The organism is Desulfuromonas versatilis (genome assembly GCF_019704135.1).
In the GTDB taxonomy this organism is placed as follows: domain Bacteria; phylum Desulfobacterota; class Desulfuromonadia; order Desulfuromonadales; family NIT-T3; genus Desulfuromonas_A; species Desulfuromonas_A versatilis.
Genome location: NZ_AP024355.1, coordinates 4,570,775 through 4,587,935, shown reverse-complemented (window position 1 = coordinate 4,587,935; position 17,161 = coordinate 4,570,775). Strand labels below are relative to the sequence as shown.

The window sequence follows — 17,161 nt, the reverse complement described above, 5'->3', positions numbered from 1 at the left end:
GGATTCGATTCGCCATGAACGAAAAGAAGCAAGAAGCGAAAATCGTCACCGACTGGTTTGACCATCCGCGGAACCTGCGCCGTCTGCGCCTCGGCTTTTACATCGTGCTGGGGCTGCTGGTGGTGCCGGATTTCTTCATGCACAAACACACCCTGTTTTACCGGGTGGAGAGCTGGCCGGGTTTCTACGCCCTGTTCGGCTTCGTCTCCTGCGTCGCCATCATCGTGATTTCCAAGCTGCTCGGTTACCTGCTCAAGCGCAAAGAGGATTATTATGATTGACACCCTCCACCCTGCGCTGCTGTTCATCCTGGGGGCGGGGCTGCTCTGGCTGCTTCCCCTGGCCGGGCGCCGGGCCCTGATCCTGCTGGTGCCGGCGGCGGCCTTTGTGGTGATCACCCAGCTCGAACCGGGCAGCGCCTGGCATTACCGGATGTTCGGCTTCGACCTGGCCCTGCTGCGGGTCGACAAGCTCAGCAAGGCCTTCGGCTATGTCTTTACCATCAACGCCTTCGCCTGCTTCCTGTTCGCCCTGCACCTGAAGACCCGCCACGAGCACTCGGCGGCGCTGGCCTACATCGGCGCCAGCCTCGGCGCGGTCTTCGCCGGGGACCTGATCTCCCTCTACCTGTTCTGGGAAGTGATGGCGGTGACCTCGACCTTCCTGGTGCTGGCGCGCAACACCGAGCGGGCCAACGGCGCGGCCTTTCGCTACGTGATGGTGCATATCTTCGGCGGGCTCTGCCTGCTCGCCGGCATTCTGCTGCAGGTGCAGGCCAGCGGCTCGGTGGCCTTCGACGGCTTCGACCTGCGCAGCCTGCCGACCTACCTGATCCTGCTCGGCTTCCTGGTCAACGCCGCGGCACCGCCTTTCTCGGCCTGGCTCTCCGACGCCTATCCCGAGGCGACGGTCACCGGCGGCGTGATCATGACCGCCTACACCACCAAGACGGCGGTCTATACCCTGATCCGCGGCTTCGCCGGCTGGGAGATCCTGATGGTGGTCGGCTGCGTCATGGCCATCTACGGCATCATCTACGCCATCCTTGAAAACGACATGCGGCGCATTCTGGCCTACTCGATCATCAACCAGGTCGGCTTCATGGTCTGCGGCATCGGCATCGGCACCGCCATGGCGATCAGCGGGGTAGTGGCCCATGCCTTCTGCCACATCATCTACAAGGCCCTGCTGTGGATGAGCGCCGGCTCGGTGCTTTACATGACCGGCAAGAGCAAATGCACCGACCTGGGCGGGCTCTACAAGACCATGCCGCTGACCATGATCTTCGGCACTATCGGCGCGCTGGCTATCTCCTCTTTCCCGGGGCTCTCAGGCTACACCAGCAAGCCGATGATCATCGAAGCCGGGGTGCACGAGGGGCTCTACTGGGTCTGGCTGGTGCTGGAGATCGCTTCGGCGGGGGTGTTCCTGCACGCCGGGATCAAGTTCCCCTATTTCGTTTTCTTCGCCAAGGACAACGGCCTGCGCCCGGGCGAGCCGCCCCGGCACATGCTCGCCGCCATGGCCCTGCTGGCCTTTTTCTGCCTGTTTCTCGGCGTTTACCCTCAGCCACTCTACGCGGTCCTCCCCTTCGAGGTGGATTTTCACGCCTACACCTTCGAGCACACCCTCAACCAGTTTCAGTTGCTGATGTTCTCGGCCCTGGCCTTTTTTCTGCTGCTGCCGCTGCTCAAACGCACCGAGACCATTTCCATCGATTCGGACTGGTTTTACCGCCGGGGCGGCCGGTTGTTCTACGGGCTCGCCGACAAGGCGCTCAACGGTCTCAACAGCTGGGGCGACCAGCTGTTCATCAAGCGGATTCCCGGCCTGCTGGCGCGCTTCTTCGAGGAGCCCGGGAGCAACGTGCAGAAGCACGGCCTGCGGTTGCTGGCCGAGGCCGCCGGCGACGAATCGGAACTGCGCCAGCAGGAGGAACGAATCGAGCACCGCAGCCGGCAGGGCGCCTACCCGGTGGGGACCTGGGTGCTGCTGGCGGTGGTGTTTCTTACCGCCCTTGCCGTTTTGGTGATTCCCTGAGCCGGGCCCCCGGCCCGACCCGCCTGGGAGGTGTGCAGTGAAAAAGGCCCTGATCGCCGTCGACGGATCCCCCAATGCGCAACGTGCCGTTGAATATGCGGCGCAGATTTTGCCTCGGCTGGAAGAATGCGAGGCCTACCTGCTCGCTCTGGCGCCCTCCATCGCCGAGCAGAGCGACGAGCTCGACCCGGCCGTGGCCGAACCCGAACTTCACGGCGACGAGGATCACCGCGGGGAGTTCGAACGGCTGAGCACCGCGCTGGAGGCTTCCGCCGGTCTGCTGGTCAGCGCCGGAGTGCGGCCGGAGCGTATCAGCTCCAAGGTCCTCGGCCTGCGCATCAGCAAGGCCCAGGATATCGTCGACGAGGCCCGGGCCCAGGGGTGCGACACCATCATCCTGGGGCGCCGCGGGCAATCGCGGCTGCGTGCGCTGTTGCTCGGCAGCGTCTCCGCCGAGGTGGTGACCAAGGCCGCCGGACTCAGCGTCTGGGTAGTGGAGTAAGCTTCCGGCAACCTCTGATGCCCGCCCTCTATCTGCATGTCCCTTTCTGCCGTCGCAAGTGCCCCTATTGCGACTTCTATTCCCTGCCGGTCGCTACCGCGGCCCTCGCCGGCTACCCCGAACTGCTGATCCGCCATCTGCGTATCGCCGCCGCCACGGGTTGGCGGGGGCCCCTTGACACGGTTTTTTTCGGCGGCGGCACCCCCTCGCTGCTGCCGCCCGCCGCAGTCGCCGAGGTGCTCGGCGCCGCGCGGGAGCTGTTCGGCCTGGCTCCCCAGGCGGAAATTTCCATGGAGGCCAATCCGGGAACCCTCTCCTTGGAGTCGCTGGAGGGTTACCGCCAGGCCGGGGTGAATCGTCTCTCCCTGGGCGTGCAGTCCCTGGAGGATGGCGAGCTGCGCCGGCTGGGGCGTATTCACAGCGCGGCCCAGGCCCGCCAGGCCGTGGCCTGGGCCCGGCAGGCCGGCTTTGCCAACCTCTCTGTTGACCTCATGTTCGCTCTTCCCGGGCAGACGGCAGGCAGTTTGGCCCGGCAGCTCGAGGCCCTGCTGGAACTCTCCCCCGAGCATCTTTCCTGCTACGGTCTGAGCGTCGAAGAGCAGACCCCCTTTTACCACCTGCATCGCGAGGGAGGCCTCGAGCTGCCCGACGAGGAGACCTACGCGGAGCTGTTCCTGGCCCTGCACCGGAGCCTTGAGGCCGCCGGCTTCGAGCACTACGAAATCTCCAACTACGCGCGGCCCGGATTCCAGTGCCGCCACAACCTGCGCTACTGGCAGCGGCGCGGCTACCTGGGGGTGGGCGCCGGCGCCCATTCCTTTTGCCCGGCGGGGTTCGGCCGGCGCAGCGAGGTGCCCGGCGATCTCCAGGGCTATGCCCGGCAGCTGGCCGCTGGGCGTGATCCGGCGCGGCTGCTCGAGGAGTTCGACCAGCGCGGGGCCATGGCCGAAACCCTCTACCTGGGACTGCGCACCGCGCAGGGGGTGGACGAGAAGCGCTTCCGCGAGCGGTTCGGCTGCGGGGTCGCCGATGCCTTTCCCGAGGCTCTGGCCCGGACGGCCGGACAGCTGCGGCTGGAGCAGGGACGCTGGCAAATGGGGCTTTCCGGGTGGCTGGTCTACGACCACCTGATCAGCGCTTTTCTGTGAAAAAACCCGCAATTTTCCAGCCGCATTAGCCCTTGACAAAGGGGGGGGGGCGTTGTTATTTTGTGTTTCGTTAGCACTCCCGCTTGCCGAGTGCTAAGTCTGACCTGAAGGCCGGATTTTCCGGCTTGAGTTTTTTGGAGCGGGGCACGGGATGAGCGAGGAGCTCAACGAGCGGGGTCGCCGGATTCTGGAGGCGATCATCGAGGACCACATCATCTCCGCCGAACCGGTCGGTTCGCGGGCGGTGACCCGGCGCCACCCCTTCGGCCTTTCCCCGGCCACGGTGCGCAACGTCATGGCCGACCTTGAGGAGATGGGCTACCTGGTCTCCCCGCACACCTCGGCGGGGCGGGTGCCTACCGACAAGGGATACCGGTTCTATGTCGATTCCCTGCTGCAGGTCGGCCCGCTCAGCGAACTGGAGCGGCAGCGGATCGAAAAGTATTACCGGCTCGAGGGCTTGCGGGTGGAGGAGCGGCTGCGCGAGGCGGGCAAGGTGCTCTCGGCCATCTCCCACTACACCGGGCTGGTCATGGCCCCGCGCTTCACCTCCACGGTGTTTCGGCATATCGAGTTTCTCAAGCTCTCCCAGGGGCGGATCCTGGTGGTGTTCGTCTCCCAGTCGGGCCTGGTGCAGAACAAGATCATCGAATACCACGAAGAGATCTCCCAGGCCGAACTCGAGCAGATCACCAATTATCTCAACCGGACCCTCACCGGCCTGAGCATTCAGGAGGTCAAGGCGCGCATCTTCAAGGAGATGGCCGAGGAGAAGGCCCTCTACGACAAGCTGCTCAAGCGGGCGCTGCAGCTCTCCCAGGAGGCGCTCAACGAGGAGATGGGCGGGCAGCTGTTCATCGAGGGGGCCACCAACATCCTCGAACAGCCCGAATTCGCCGACGTCGAGCGGATGAAGCGGCTGTTCCGCACCTTCGAGCAGAAGGGAGTGCTGATGGATCTGCTCGACAGGTCCCAGCGGGCCAAGGGGGTGCAGATCTTCATCGGCAGCGAGACGGAAAACAGCATCATCGAAGGCTGCAGCCTGATCACCGCCACCTATTCAAGCAGTCGGGGCGCCATCGGTGCCCTCGGGGTCATCGGCCCCACCCGGATGCCATATTCCATGGTGATCCCCATCGTCGATTACACGGCCCGCCTGGTCAGCCAGGTTCTGGAGCTGGAGTCAGAGTAGGAGAAATCGAACGTGAGCAAAAAGCACAAAAAGGAACACGCCGAGACGCCGGCCGCCGAGGAGGCTGCCCCCCAGGCAGCGCCGGAGGCCGCCGCCGAAGCCGGGGCACCCGCCGAGCCCGCCCTGGAAGAGCAGCTCGCCGCCGCCCGCGAGGAGGCGCAGAAAAACTGGGATCTCTACCTGCGCCAGCGGGCGGACCTGGAAAATTTCCGCAAGCGCGCCCAGCGGGACAAGGAAGATACGGCACGCTTCGCCAACGAAGGGATCCTGCGGGAGATGCTCCCCGTCCTCGACAACCTGGAGCGGGCCGTGGAGCATGCCCGCCAGGAGGAGGCGAGCGGCAACGGCCTGCTGCAGGGCGTGGAGATGACCGTCAGCCAGTTCCAGAAGGCCCTGGAAAAATTCGGCGTCAAGCCGGTACAGGCCCTCGGTCAGCCCTTCGACCCGGCGGTTCACGAGGCCATTGGCCAGATCGAAAGCGCCGACCAGCCGGCCAACACGGTGGTGCAGGAGCTGCAGAAGGGCTACCTGCTCAACGACCGCCTGCTGCGCCCGGCCATGGTCATGCTGGCCAAGGCCCCTGCGGCCGGCCAGGAAGAGGCCGCCGGCAACGATTGACGCGCGGCGCCGACCAATCAACCAATTCAGCCAAGGAACATCACAAGGAGGATATAGATCATGGGTAAAGTCATCGGTATCGACCTCGGCACCACCAATTCGTGCGTTGCCGTCATGGAAGGGGGAGAGCCCGTCGTCATCGCCAACTCGGAAGGTTCCCGCACCACCCCCTCGATGGTGGCCTTTGCCGAAAGCGGCGAGCGGCTGGTGGGGCAGCAGGCCAAGCGCCAGGCGGTCACCAACCCGGAAAATACCCTGTACGCCATCAAGCGCCTGATCGGCCGCAAGTTCGATTCCGACGCGGTGCGCAAGGACATCGAGATCAGCCCCTTCAAGATTCTCAAGGCCGACAACGGCGACGCCTGGGTCGAGGCCCGCGGGAAGAACTACAGCCCGCCGGAGATCTCGGCCATGGTGCTGCAGAAGATGAAGCAGACCGCCGAGGATTATCTGGGCGAAGAGGTGACCGACGCGGTCATCACCGTGCCGGCCTACTTCAACGATTCCCAGCGCCAGGCCACCAAGGACGCCGGCAAGATCGCCGGCCTCAACGTGCTGCGCATCATCAACGAGCCGACCGCCGCCTCGCTGGCCTACGGCCTGGACAAGAAGAAGGAAGAGAAGATCGCGGTCTTCGACCTGGGCGGCGGCACCTTCGACATCTCCATCCTCGAGCTGGGTGACGGGGTCTTCGAGGTCAAGTCGACCAACGGCGACACCTTCCTCGGCGGCGAGGACTTCGACCAGCGCATCATCGACTACGTGGCCGACGAGTTCAAGAAGGAGCAGGGGATCGACCTGCGCAAGGACAAGATGGCCCTGCAGCGCCTGAAAGAGGCGTCCGAGAAGGCCAAGTGCGAGCTCTCCAGCTCCATGGAGACCGACATCAACCTGCCCTTCATCACCGCCGACGCCTCCGGGCCCAAGCACCTCAACATCAAGCTGACCCGCGCCAAGCTCGAGAGCATCTGCGGCGACCTGCTCAACAAGCTGGTCGAGCCCTGCAAGATCGCCATCAAGGATGCCGGCCTCTCGGCCTCGGAGATCGACGAGGTGATCCTGGTCGGCGGCATGACCCGCATGCCCGCGGTGCAGAAACGGGTCCAGGAAATCTTCGGCAAGACCCCCAACAAGGGGGTCAACCCCGACGAGGTGGTGGCCATCGGCGCCGCCATCCAGGGCGGCGTGCTCAAGGGCGAGGTCAAGGACGTGCTGCTGCTCGACGTCACCCCCCTGTCGCTGGGCATCGAGACCCTCGGTGGCGTGATGACCAAGCTGATTGAGAAGAACACCACCATCCCCTGCAAGAAGAGCCAGATCTTCTCCACCGCCGCCGACAACCAGCCGGCCGTATCGGTGCACGTGCTGCAGGGCGAGCGCGAGATGGCCGCCGACAACAAGACTATCGGCCGCTTCGAGCTGGTGGGGATTCCCGCCGCGCCCCGCGGCGTGCCCCAGATCGAGGTGACCTTCGACATCGACGCCAACGGCATCCTGCACGTCTCGGCCAAGGATCTCGGCACCGGCAAGGAGCAGTCGATCCGCATCACCGCCTCCTCGGGGCTCTCGGATGCCGAGATCGAAAAGATGGTCAAGGACGCCGAGTCCCATTCCGCCGAGGACAAGAAAAAGCGCGAGCTGATCGAGGCCCGCAATCAGGCCGATGGCCTGGTCTACACCACCGAGAAATCCCTCGCCGAGCACGGCGACCAGGTGGACGAGGAGACCAAGGGCAAGATCAAGTCCGCCCTCGAGGAGCTGAAGAAAGCCATGGAGGGCGACAGCGCCGAAGAGATCCAGCAGAAGACCGAGGCGCTGGCCCAGGCCTCGCACAAGCTGGCCGAGGCGATGTACGCCAAAGCCCAGGCCGCGGGCGGCCAGGAGGCCCCGGAGGCCGGCCCGGCCGGTGGCGCCAAGGACGAAGGGGTGGTCGACGCCGAGTTCGAGGAAGTCGACGACAGCAAGAAGTAGTTTCCCCCCCCCCCGGTTGAATAGTGTATAACCCTGCGGCAACAGGAGTCGGACCCGATCCGGCTCCTGTTGCCGTTCGCAGCATTGCAAGGCGCCATCCTGGACGGCCGCCTGCAAGGGAAGGACAAGCTTGGCCAAGCGAGACTATTACGAGGTGCTCGGGGTCAATCGGAACGCCAGCGAGACCGAGATTAAAAAGGCTTACCGGCGTCTGGCCCTGCAATACCACCCGGACAAGAACCCCGGCGACAAGGCGGCCGAGGAGCAGTTCAAGGAACTCTCCGAGGCCTATGCCGTACTTTCCGACGGGCAGAAGCGCGCCACCTACGACCAGTTCGGCCATGCCGGCCTGGGCGGGGGCGGCGGTTTCTCCTCCGAGGGCTTCGGCTTCGGCGGCAGCCCCTTCGAGGATATCTTCGGCGACATCTTCGGTGACATCTTCGGCGGTGGAGCGCGTCGCGGTCGCGGCCGCCGGGGCGACGATCTGCGCTACAACCTCACCATCAGCTTCGAGGAGGCGGCCTTCGGTCTGGACACCAAAATCCAGATCCCCCGCCACCAGAGCTGCGAGGAGTGCGGCGGCAGCGGCGCCCGCCAGGGCAGCGGCCCGAAAACCTGCGGCACCTGCCAGGGCGCCGGCCAGGTGCGCTACCAGCAGGGCTTCTTTTCCCTGACCCGGCCCTGCCCCGACTGCGGGGGCGAGGGCAAGATCATCGAGAATCCCTGCCCGGTCTGCCGCGGCGCCGGCAAGGTCAAGGGCAAGCGCACCATCTCGCTGAAAATCCCCGCCGGGGTGGAAACCGGCAGCCGGCTCAAGCTTAGCGGCGAGGGTGATCTCGGCAGCCACGGCGGCCCGCCGGGTGACCTGTATGTTGTCATTTCGGTGCGCGAGCACCCGATCTTCAAGCGCGAGGGGCAGGCGGTCATCTGCGAGGTTCCCATCTCCTTCACCCAGGCCGCCCTCGGCTGCGAACTGGACGTGCCGTCCCTGGACGGGAAAGTGCGGATTAAAATCCCCGCCGGAACCCAGTCGGGCAAGGTGCTGACCCTGTCGGGCAAAGGCATTCCGGTTCTCCAGGGGTATGGGCGCGGCGACCAACTGGTGGTGATCCGGGTCGAGACCCCCACCAAGCTCACCGGGCGTCAACGCGAGCTTCTCGAGGAGTTTGCCCGCGAGGGAGGCGAGGATGTCCATCCCATGGGCAAGGGGTTCTTCGACAAGGTCAAGGAGCTTTTCGGCTAATTTTCGTAAGGGGTAAGGCGTAAGGCGTAAGGGGATTTTCAGCCCGGATCGCTGCCGCCTCGCCGCTTTTTCTTAGGGAGGGGCCATGACGGGGTTCAGAGGGGTTCGCCTGCTGGTGCTGGCCGCCGCTTTCTGGGCAGTTGCCGCCAGTGCAACGGCGGCCGGGGTCGACCTGTTCGGGGAGCGGCGCCCGGTCACTACCGAGTCTTCCCTGCAGCAGGGGATCGAGCTGTACCAGGCCGGGCGCAGCGAAGAGGCCCTCGGCCTGTTGCGCGGCTTCGTGGTGCGCAACTACAATTCGCCCCAGCTGCCCACCGCCTACCTCTACCTGGGGCGGATTTTCTTCGATCAGGGGCGCCCCGACGAGGCGCTGCTCTATCTGGAGCGCATTCCCGCGGCCCAGCGGACCCAGGAGCTCACCCTGCTGGAGGGGGCGGCCCTGGTGCACACCGGGGAGGCCGAGCGCGGCTTGTCCCTGCTGCAGCAGGTTGCTCCCGATGGCCTGCCCTCCCGCGACCGCGCCCTGTTCTACGGCGCCATGGCCGAGGCCAAAGGCCGCCAGGGACGGCCCCTCGAATCCCTGGCCCTGCTTCACCAGGGGTTGTTGTCGACCGCCGCCCCGGAAGCGGAAAAACTGCTCGCCCAGGCCCATGGCCTGGTGCAGGGCCAGCTGAGCGACGCGGAGCTGGCGGAGGCCGCCTTCATGTTCCGCGGGACCCCGATCGGCGCCGACGTCAACCTCAAACTCGCCGAGCAGGCCCTGGCCGGCGGCGACCGGCAGCGGGCCCAGCAGCTGGCCGACGAGGCGGTGCGCAGCAACGCCGCCTTCCCCTACCGGGCCGAGGCGGCCAGCCTGCTTGACCGCAGCAGCGGCAGTTCCTACCTGCAGCGTGCGGTGGGCGTGCTGCTGCCGCTCTCGGGGCGTTACGCCACCTTCGGCCAGCTGGTCCGCCGCGGCATGGAACTGGCGCTGGAGATCCACAACCAGAGCGCCCCGGCCGTGCAGCTGCTGTTCCGGGACAGCGGCGCCGAGCCCGAAGACAGTGCCCGGGAGGTCGCCGAGCTGGCCAACGGCCAACGGGTCATGGCCATCGCCGGGCCCCTGACCGGCGGGGCCGCCGCGGCCGCCGCCACGCGGGCTCAGCAGGAGCGGGTGCCCCTGCTGACCCTCTCCCAGCGCGACGGGCTGCCCGAGACTGGCCCCTACGTGTTCCGCAACTCTCTCACCAACCTCCAGCAGGTCCAGACCCTGGTCCGCTACGCGGTGGGCGAAAAGGGGCTGCGTCGCTTCGCCATCCTGTTTCCCGAAAACAAGCTGGGCTACGAGTTCGCCGAGCTGTTCAGCCGGGAGGTCGAGGCCTTCGGGGGCCGGGTGGTGGCCCGGGAGGGTTATGCGGAGAAAGCCACGGATTTTCGCCGCCAGGTCAGGCTGCTCAAGGGGGAAAACCCCGACGCGCCGGAAAAGGAGGCCAAACCGGGGCAGGCTCCCGCCAGGCCGGAAGCCCCCTTTGATGCCCTGTTCATTCCCGACTACGCCGACCAGGTGGGCCTGGTCGCACCGCAATTGGCCTTTTACGGTCTCGACAAGCTTCCCCTGCTGGGCATCAACGGCTGGAACTCGCCCGACCTGCTGCGGGTGGCTGGGCGCTATGTGGAAGGGGCGGTCTTCGCCGACGGTTTCTTCCTCGCCAGCAGCAACCCCGTGGTGCGGGAGTTCGTCGCGCTCTACACCGCCAAGTACGGCGAAGAACCCTCGATTCTCGAAGCCCAGGGCTTCGATGCGGCCGGTATTCTGCTGAGTGTGCTCGATCGCCCCGAAGTGCGCAGCCGCGAAGATCTGCTCCAGGCCCTGACCCAGCTGCGGGATTACCCCGGGGTGACCGGGACCACCGGTTTCAATGGCCAGGGAGAATGCGAGAAGGGGCTGTTTCTGCTCCAGGTGCAGAACGGGGAATTCCGGCAGATCAATTGATAGTTCCGTGATTGGTGAATCGTGACTGGCGATTGGTAAAACACATAAAGCCCTGCCTTGGGAAACTGGCAGGGCTTTTTATCATCAGGGGTTTCGTGCTCCGGGGGCGACTATGGGGAATCTGGTTGGGAAAAATTGGCTGGGCGGACTGCTGCTGGTGCTGGGGTTCTGGTGGGTTGGGGGCTGCGCCCGGATTTCGGCGCCCGAGCTGGTCCTGCCGGAGGCGAGTAGCGCCACAGGCATCGCCGGAACGGTCAGCGACCGCGAGGGTGCGCCAGCCGTCGGGGCCTTTGTCTACGCCTATCGAAGCGCCAGGGGGGGCTTGCGCGGGCCGGCCGATTTCGAGGCCAGCGTGGATGAGGACGGCCGCTACTTTCTCGACCTGGTCGAGGGGCGTTACTACCTGGTGGCGCGTTCGCGGCACGGGGCGGCCATCGTCGGCCCGCCGAGGCCCGGCGATGCCTGGGCGCTGTTTGCGCACAACCCCGTGGAGGTCCGCCCGGGGCGGACCAGCCGGGCCGATTTCGTGCTGCAGGGGATCAGCCAGCCGATGCTGATGCGCGAGGGGACCCTCACCTCGGGGACCACGGGGTTTGCCGGGCGCGTGGTGGACGATTCGGGCAAACCGGCGACGGGCGCCTTCGCCATGGCCTACCGGGATGCGGATTTCCGGCGCATGCCCGATTTCACCTCCCCGGCGGTGGGCGAGGACGGCCGCTTCGTCCTCTATGTCCCCGAGCCGGGCCGTTACTGCCTGGCGGTGCGCACCCGCACCCGGGGGCAGCCGATGGCCGGCGAACTCTACGGCACGCTCGGCGAGGGGGAGGCGGGCTGCCGGCGCGTAGGGGAGGGGGAGCTGCTCGAGGTCGGCACCATCGTGGTGCGCCCCTACCGGCGCTGAGCCGGTAACCGAAGCCTCAGCGGCCCGGTTCCCCCAGCGCCAGCAGGGCGTGCAGCATCCGCACCCGGACCATTTCCACGCCCCGGGCGGCGGCCTGCTGCAGGGGGATGCCGTAGATCGCCTCGAGCTCCAGGGGGCGTCCCTCCAGCCGGTCGATCATCATGCTCGGCCGGTAGTGGTCCATGCCGTCGGTGAAACTGAGCATCCGCTCGACGAACTCCGCCGGCACCGGGCTGCTCAGCCCCTGGGCGTTGGCCCCGGCCACCACCTCCAGCATCAGGGCGCAGACCTGTTGGCGGGTCGGCGGATGCTCCAGCAACTCGGTGACGTCCTTGCCGGTCAGGGCGCACAGGCCGTTGAAGGGGACGTTCCAGACCAGCTTCTCCCACCGGGCCCGCAGCAGATCGGCCACCGCCTCGCAGCCCACGCCGCAGGCGCGGAACATCTCGGCAATGGCCTCGGCGCGGGGCGAGAGCCCGCCGGCGAATTCGCCGAGGCGGATGTTGCCCTGGCCCAGGTGCAGCACGGTCCCCGGCTTACCGCGGTTGGCGCAGAGAAAGGCGATGCCGCCCAACACCCGCTGCGCTCCGAAGGCGCCGGCCAGCAATTGCTCGTTGCCGAGGCCGTTCTGCAGGGTGAGGATGGCGGTGTTTTCCCCCACCAGGGGCCGCACCAGCTCCACCAGCCGATGGTTGGCAAAGGTCTTCAGGCCGACCAGCACCAGGTCCACTTCACCCAGTTCGCTCGCCTCGCGGGCCCCCGCCACCGACTCCAGGTGGAAATCCCCGTCCACCGATTGCACCCTCAGGCCGTGCGCCCTGACGGCAGCGAAATCCCTGCGCAGCAAAAAACGCACGTCCTGGCCGCCGCGCTGCAGCATGGCGCCATAGTAGAGGCCGAGGGCCCCGGAACCGATCACTCCAATCTTCATCCTGGGATGCACTCCATAGCTCGCTTGTTCCACGGTTTCGGGGTCAGAATTTCAGGCTGATGCCAAGGGCGGGGACCTCGCCGATCCGGCCCAGGGATACCCCGTAGGCGCCGCGCAGCTCCTGCTTCAGCTCTTCGCGCCGGTCGCGGTTAAAGCGGTGGGCATGGTTGGCGGCGTTGAAGATGTTGCCCGTGTACCAGCCGGCCTCGAAAAACAGCAGGATGCCGCCCACCACTTCGTTGCCGTTGTCGAAGGCTTCCAGGGCGCCCAGCAGAAACGCGGCGTTGAGGGCGAAGGCCAGGCCGGCGTCGCGTGGACGGCCGACGTAGAGCTGGCCGGATCCCGGCAGCAACGCCGAAAGCCCTCCGGCCAGGCGCGGGGACTTGCGCGGCAGGCTCTCGGCCCGCGCCAGTTCCCCGGCCAGGGCCGTGGCCTCGGGGCGGTCGGTCCCGAGCAGTTCGGTGCGGGCCTGGGCGAAGCGGTCCTGCTCGATCAGGCTCCAGGCCCCGCGGTAGCGGGCGGCCTGCCGGCGCGCCGGGTTGGGGGCGGCTTCGGCCAGCTCGGCGAAGCGCTGCCTGGCCAGTTCGAACTGGCCGCGGCGGTAGGGGATCTCGGCAAGCAGCTCCAGTGCGCTGCCGGCCTCGGGGGTGTCCGGGTATTTCCGGGCCGCCTGGCGCAGGGCCGCCTCGGCCTGCTCCCAGCGCTCTCCGGCAACAAAGCATTCGCCGATGCGCAAAGCCGCGCCGGGCGCCAGGGGCGAGGCCGGGTGATGGTGCAGAAAGCGCTTGTACTCGGTGATGGCCCGGTAGTAGTCCCCCTCGGCAAACAGGGCGTCGGCGAAGGAGTGGCCGCTTTCGAGAGCCGCCTCCCCGGCATGAGCGACGGGCAGGGGGGCGAACAGCAGGGCCAAAAGGAGGATTCCGGCGATGGGCATGATGAGAAAACCTTTCCGGCGGAATCCTAGCACGGGGCGCCTCCCGGCACCAGGTCAAAAAAGGGACGAGCTGGCTAAGTACTTGTTAAATGGGGACTTGGCCTTGACGGTTGGGGTTCAATATGATAACCTGACAAAATGCGATGGGAGGAATGACCATGTATAAAGTTGGCGATATGGCAGTATATCCCACCCAGGGGGTGGGGGTGATTGAAGCGATCGAATCGAAGGAGTTCTCCGGAGAAACGCACAATTTCTATATCCTGCGGATCGTCGATAGCGACATGACCATCATGGTTCCGGTCAGCAATGCCGAGCAGGTCGGACTGCGGGCCCTGATTACCAAGGAGCGCATCTCCTCGGTGTTCGATATCCTCGAGGAGAAGCCTGATAACGGCCTGGTGGTGGCCTCCTGGAGCAGGCGGCAGCGCGAGTACAACGAAAAAATCAAATCCGGCGACCTCTTCGAAGTGGCCGAGGTGCTCAGGGAACTCTACCAGATCAAGGAGGGCAAGGAACTCTCCTACGGGGAAAAGAAGGTTCTTGAGCTGGCCCGCAAGCTGCTGGTCAAGGAGATTGCCCTGGCCCAGGGAGCTGCCGAGGAGAAGGTCGTCGAGCGGGTCGAGAGCATTTTTCTCCATTAAGCGTGTTGCCGGCTGGCCTGGAGAGGGGTGATGCCCCTTTCGATAGACCGGCACTTCGAGGCCCCTTCCCGTCCGCCGGAGGCACATGAACGTCACTGTACTGATCCCCGCCGCCGGCATGGGCAACCGGATGGGCGCCGCTGTCAACAAGCAGTATCTTGCCCTGGCCGGCCGACCGATTCTGGCCCACACCCTGGCCCTGTTCGAGCGCCATCCCCGCGTCGACCATATCTACATCATTTCACCGACCGCCGAGATCGATTACTGCCGCAGCGAGATCGTAGCACGCTACGGCTTCGCCAAGGTGCGCCAGGTCGTGGCCGGCGGCGCCGAGCGCCAGGACTCGGTGCGCAACGGGCTGGAGGCCTGCGGCGCGGCGGAGACCGACGTGGTGCTGATCCATGACGGGGTGCGCCCGTTCTTCCCGCCGGCGCTGCTCGAGCCGGTGGTGGCCAGCGCCGCTTCGGTGGGGGGGTGCGTGGTCGGCGTGCCGGTCAAGGACACCATCAAGCAGGTGGCCGCCGGACGCATCGAGGGGACACCCGACCGGCGTGGCCTCTGGCAGGCGCAGACCCCGCAGGCCTTTCGCTTCGGGCTGATTCTCCAGGCCCATCGCCGGGCCCTCGCCGAGGGGTTCTCCGGCACCGATGACGCCTCGCTGTTCGAGCGGCTCGGGCTGCCGGTGGCGATGCTCGAGGGGAGTTATCGCAACATCAAGATCACCACGCCAGAGGACCTGGTCCTGGCGCGGGCTTTTTACGCCGATTCGGCAGAGGGCCAATCATGATGCGCATAGGTCACGGCTATGATGTGCACCGCCTGGTGGCGGAGCGCAAGCTGATTCTCGGCGGGGTGGAAGTCCCCCACGCCCTGGGGCTGCTCGGCCATTCCGATGCCGACGTGCTGCTGCACGCCATCTGCGACGCGATCCTCGGCGCCATCGCCGAGGGGGATATCGGCCGGCACTTCCCCGACACCGATCCCGCCTACCGGGGGATCTCCAGCCTCAAGCTGCTGCGCGAGGTCATCGCCCTGGCCGAGGCCAAGGGCTACGCCATCGGCAACCTCGACGCCACGGTCATCGCCCAGCGCCCCAAGCTGGCCCCCTACATCCGCAAGATGGTGGCCAACATCGCCGAGGCCTGCCACGCCGACATCCGCCAGGTCAACGTCAAGGCCACCACCACCGAGGAGCTCGGCTTCGAGGGGCGGGCCGAGGGGATCTCGGCCCACGCCGTGGTGCTGCTTGCCCCTATCGAGATCAGCCGCGAACTGGACGTGTGAACGATCCGACGCGCAGGCCAATCAACCCACCAAATATCCACTGAAAGGGAATAAGGGTTTTCTGAACATGTCGACGCCCGAGGTATCGCCCGCTGTCAATTTCATCCGCCACATCATCGATCAGGACCTGGAGACCGCCAAGTACGAGGGCCGGGTGGTCACCCGGTTTCCGCCCGAACCCAACGGCTATCTGCACATCGGCCATGCCAAGAGCATCTGCCTCAATTTCGGCCTGGCCGCCGCCTACGGCGGGGCCTGCCACCTGCGCTTCGACGATACCAACCCGATCAAGGAAGAGGACGAGTACGTCGAGGCCATCAAGGCCGACGTGCGCTGGCTCGGCTTCGACTGGGGGGCCAACCTGTTCTACGCCTCGGATTACTTCGAAAAGCTCTACCAGTACGCCGTGGCGCTGATCAACAAGGGCAAGGCCTATGTCTGCAGCCTGAGCGCCGAAGAGATCCGCGAGCACCGCGGCACCCTCACCGAGCCCGGCAAGGACAGCCCCTACCGCAACCGCAGCGTGGAGGAGAACCTGGCGCTGTTCGAAAAGATGCGCCGGGGCGAGTTCGCCGACGGCGCCCACGTGCTGCGGGCCAAGATCGACATGGCCTCGCCCAACCTGAACCTGCGCGACCCGGTCATGTACCGCATCCTGACGGCCCACCACCACCGTACCGGGGACAAGTGGTGCATCTACCCCATGTACGACTTCGCCCACGGCCAGTCCGACTCCATCGAGCGGATCACCCACTCGATCTGCACCCTGGAGTTCGAAGACCACCGGCCGCTCTACGACTGGTTCATCCGCGAACTCGGCATCTACGCCCCCCAGCAGATCGAATTCGCCCGCCTCAACCTGACCTACACGGTGATGAGCAAGCGCAAGCTGCTCGAACTGGTGGGGGAAAAACATGTCTCGGGTTGGGACGACCCGCGCATGCCGACCCTCACCGGGATGCGTCGGCGCGGCTACTCCCCCGCGGCGATCCGCAATTTCTGCGAGCGCATCGGGGTCGGCAAGAGCGACAGCCTGATCGACATGAGCGTGCTCGAGGACTGCGTGCGCGAGGACCTCAACGAGGTGGCGCCCCGCGCCCTGGCGGTGCTGCAGCCGCTCAAGGTGGTCATCGAGAACTATCCCGAAGGCCAGGTCGAGTATTTCGAGGCGGCCAACCACCCGCAGAAACCCGAGATGGGCAGCCGCCAGGTCCCCTTCTCCCGCGAGATCTACATCGAGCGCGACGACTTCATGGAGGATCCGCCGAAAAAGTTCTTCCGCCTGGCGCCGGGGCGCGAGGTGCGCCTGCGCTTCGCCTACTTCGTCCGCTGCGACGAGGTGGTGAAGGACGCCAACGGCGAGGTGGTCGAACTGCGCTGCAGCTACGACCCCGAGACCCGCGGCGGCTCTGCCCCCGACGGGCGCAAGGTCAAGGGGACCATCCACTGGGTCTCCGCCGCCCATGCCCTGCCCGCCGAGGTGCGCCTCTACGACCGGCTGTTCACCGTGCCCAACCCGGGCAGCAAGCAGAGCGACTACCGCGAGCAGCTCAACCCCGAGTCGCTGGTCAAACTCAGCGGCTGTCGGGTGGAGCCTGGCCTTGCCGAGGCGGCAGTCGGCGAGCCCCGGCAGTTCGAGCGGCTCGGCTACTTCTGCGCCGACCGGGATTCGGCGCCGGAGGCCCTGGTTTTCAACCGGACGGTGACCCTGCGCGACTCCTGGGCCAAGCAGGAGCAGGGCTGATCCGTCGCGCCCCGCCCAGGGGCCCCTGGCAGAAAGC

16 protein-coding genes are annotated in these 17,161 nt (G+C 66.2%); 14 read left to right on the top strand and 2 right to left on the bottom strand.

The window, feature by feature from the left end:
- The first annotated feature begins 14 nt into the window (after positions 1-14).
- The 10 genes from DESUT3_RS20495 (at position 15) to DESUT3_RS20450 (ending at position 11,587) form a co-directional block, all read left to right on the top strand.
- Positions 15-281 carry a hypothetical protein gene (locus tag DESUT3_RS20495; protein WP_221250356.1) on the top strand — a complete coding sequence of 89 codons (267 nt, stop codon included), beginning with the start codon at positions 15-17 and terminating at the stop codon, positions 279-281.
- Positions 274-2,040, top strand: coding sequence for a Na(+)/H(+) antiporter subunit D (locus DESUT3_RS20490; protein ID WP_221250355.1), 1,767 nt, complete (start codon positions 274-276; stop codon positions 2,038-2,040). The genes DESUT3_RS20495 and DESUT3_RS20490 overlap by 8 nt, the downstream gene beginning before the upstream one ends.
- 37 nt (positions 2,041-2,077) lie before the next feature.
- Positions 2,078-2,542, top strand: a complete 465-nt coding sequence (locus DESUT3_RS20485) for a universal stress protein (RefSeq protein WP_221250354.1) — start codon at positions 2,078-2,080, stop codon at positions 2,540-2,542.
- 17 nt (positions 2,543-2,559) lie between these two features.
- A complete protein-coding gene (hemW, locus tag DESUT3_RS20480) occupies positions 2,560-3,690 on the top strand; it encodes a radical SAM family heme chaperone HemW (protein ID WP_221250353.1) in 1,131 nt (376 codons plus the stop codon).
- A gap of 151 nt (positions 3,691-3,841) precedes the next feature.
- Positions 3,842-4,882 carry a heat-inducible transcriptional repressor HrcA gene (hrcA, locus tag DESUT3_RS20475; protein ID WP_221250352.1) on the top strand — a complete coding sequence of 347 codons (1,041 nt, stop codon included), beginning with the start codon at positions 3,842-3,844 and terminating at the stop codon, positions 4,880-4,882.
- 12 nt (positions 4,883-4,894) lie between these two features.
- Positions 4,895-5,500 (top strand): nucleotide exchange factor GrpE, encoded by a 606-nt coding sequence (grpE, locus tag DESUT3_RS20470; protein ID WP_221250351.1) that lies wholly within the window; start codon positions 4,895-4,897, stop codon positions 5,498-5,500.
- A 60-nt stretch (positions 5,501-5,560) separates the two neighbouring features.
- Positions 5,561-7,471 carry a molecular chaperone DnaK gene (dnaK, locus tag DESUT3_RS20465; protein ID WP_221250350.1) on the top strand — a complete coding sequence of 637 codons (1,911 nt, stop codon included), beginning with the start codon at positions 5,561-5,563 and terminating at the stop codon, positions 7,469-7,471.
- Positions 7,472-7,601: 130 nt separating this feature from the next.
- Complete coding sequence (gene dnaJ, locus DESUT3_RS20460; RefSeq protein ID WP_221250349.1) at positions 7,602-8,714, top strand: molecular chaperone DnaJ; 1,113 nt, start codon at positions 7,602-7,604, stop codon at positions 8,712-8,714.
- Positions 8,715-8,799: 85 nt separating this feature from the next.
- Entirely contained in the window at positions 8,800-10,686 is a 1,887-nt protein-coding gene (locus DESUT3_RS20455) for a penicillin-binding protein activator (RefSeq protein ID WP_221250348.1), read from the top strand.
- 112 nt (positions 10,687-10,798) lie between these two features.
- Entirely contained in the window at positions 10,799-11,587 is a 789-nt protein-coding gene (locus DESUT3_RS20450) for a carboxypeptidase-like regulatory domain-containing protein (protein ID WP_221250347.1), read from the top strand.
- 16 nt (positions 11,588-11,603) lie between these two features.
- Here the strand turns inward: DESUT3_RS20450 and DESUT3_RS20445 are convergent, their stop codons facing one another.
- A complete protein-coding gene (locus tag DESUT3_RS20445; RefSeq protein WP_221250346.1) occupies positions 11,604-12,518 on the bottom strand; it encodes a putative 2-dehydropantoate 2-reductase in 915 nt (304 codons plus the stop codon).
- 43 nt (positions 12,519-12,561) lie between these two features.
- Entirely contained in the window at positions 12,562-13,452 is an 891-nt protein-coding gene (locus DESUT3_RS20440) for a tetratricopeptide repeat protein (protein ID WP_221250345.1), read from the bottom strand.
- 176 nt (positions 13,453-13,628) lie between these two features.
- Between DESUT3_RS20440 and DESUT3_RS20435 the strand changes: the two genes are divergently transcribed.
- The 4 genes from DESUT3_RS20435 to DESUT3_RS20420 all read left to right on the top strand — a co-directional run bounded on the left by DESUT3_RS20435 (position 13,629) and on the right by DESUT3_RS20420 (position 17,124).
- Positions 13,629-14,096 (top strand): CarD family transcriptional regulator, encoded by a 468-nt coding sequence (locus DESUT3_RS20435; protein WP_404827001.1) that lies wholly within the window; start codon positions 13,629-13,631, stop codon positions 14,094-14,096.
- Positions 14,097-14,181: 85 nt separating this feature from the next.
- A complete protein-coding gene (ispD, locus tag DESUT3_RS20430; RefSeq protein WP_221250343.1) occupies positions 14,182-14,883 on the top strand; it encodes a 2-C-methyl-D-erythritol 4-phosphate cytidylyltransferase in 702 nt (233 codons plus the stop codon).
- Positions 14,883-15,380 (top strand): 2-C-methyl-D-erythritol 2,4-cyclodiphosphate synthase, encoded by a 498-nt coding sequence (ispF, locus tag DESUT3_RS20425; protein ID WP_221252610.1) that lies wholly within the window; start codon positions 14,883-14,885, stop codon positions 15,378-15,380. The genes ispD and ispF overlap by 1 nt, the downstream gene beginning before the upstream one ends.
- Before the next feature lie 67 nt (positions 15,381-15,447).
- Complete coding sequence (locus tag DESUT3_RS20420) at positions 15,448-17,124, top strand: glutamine--tRNA ligase/YqeY domain fusion protein (protein ID WP_221250342.1); 1,677 nt, start codon at positions 15,448-15,450, stop codon at positions 17,122-17,124.
- Positions 17,125-17,161 lie beyond the last annotated feature (37 nt).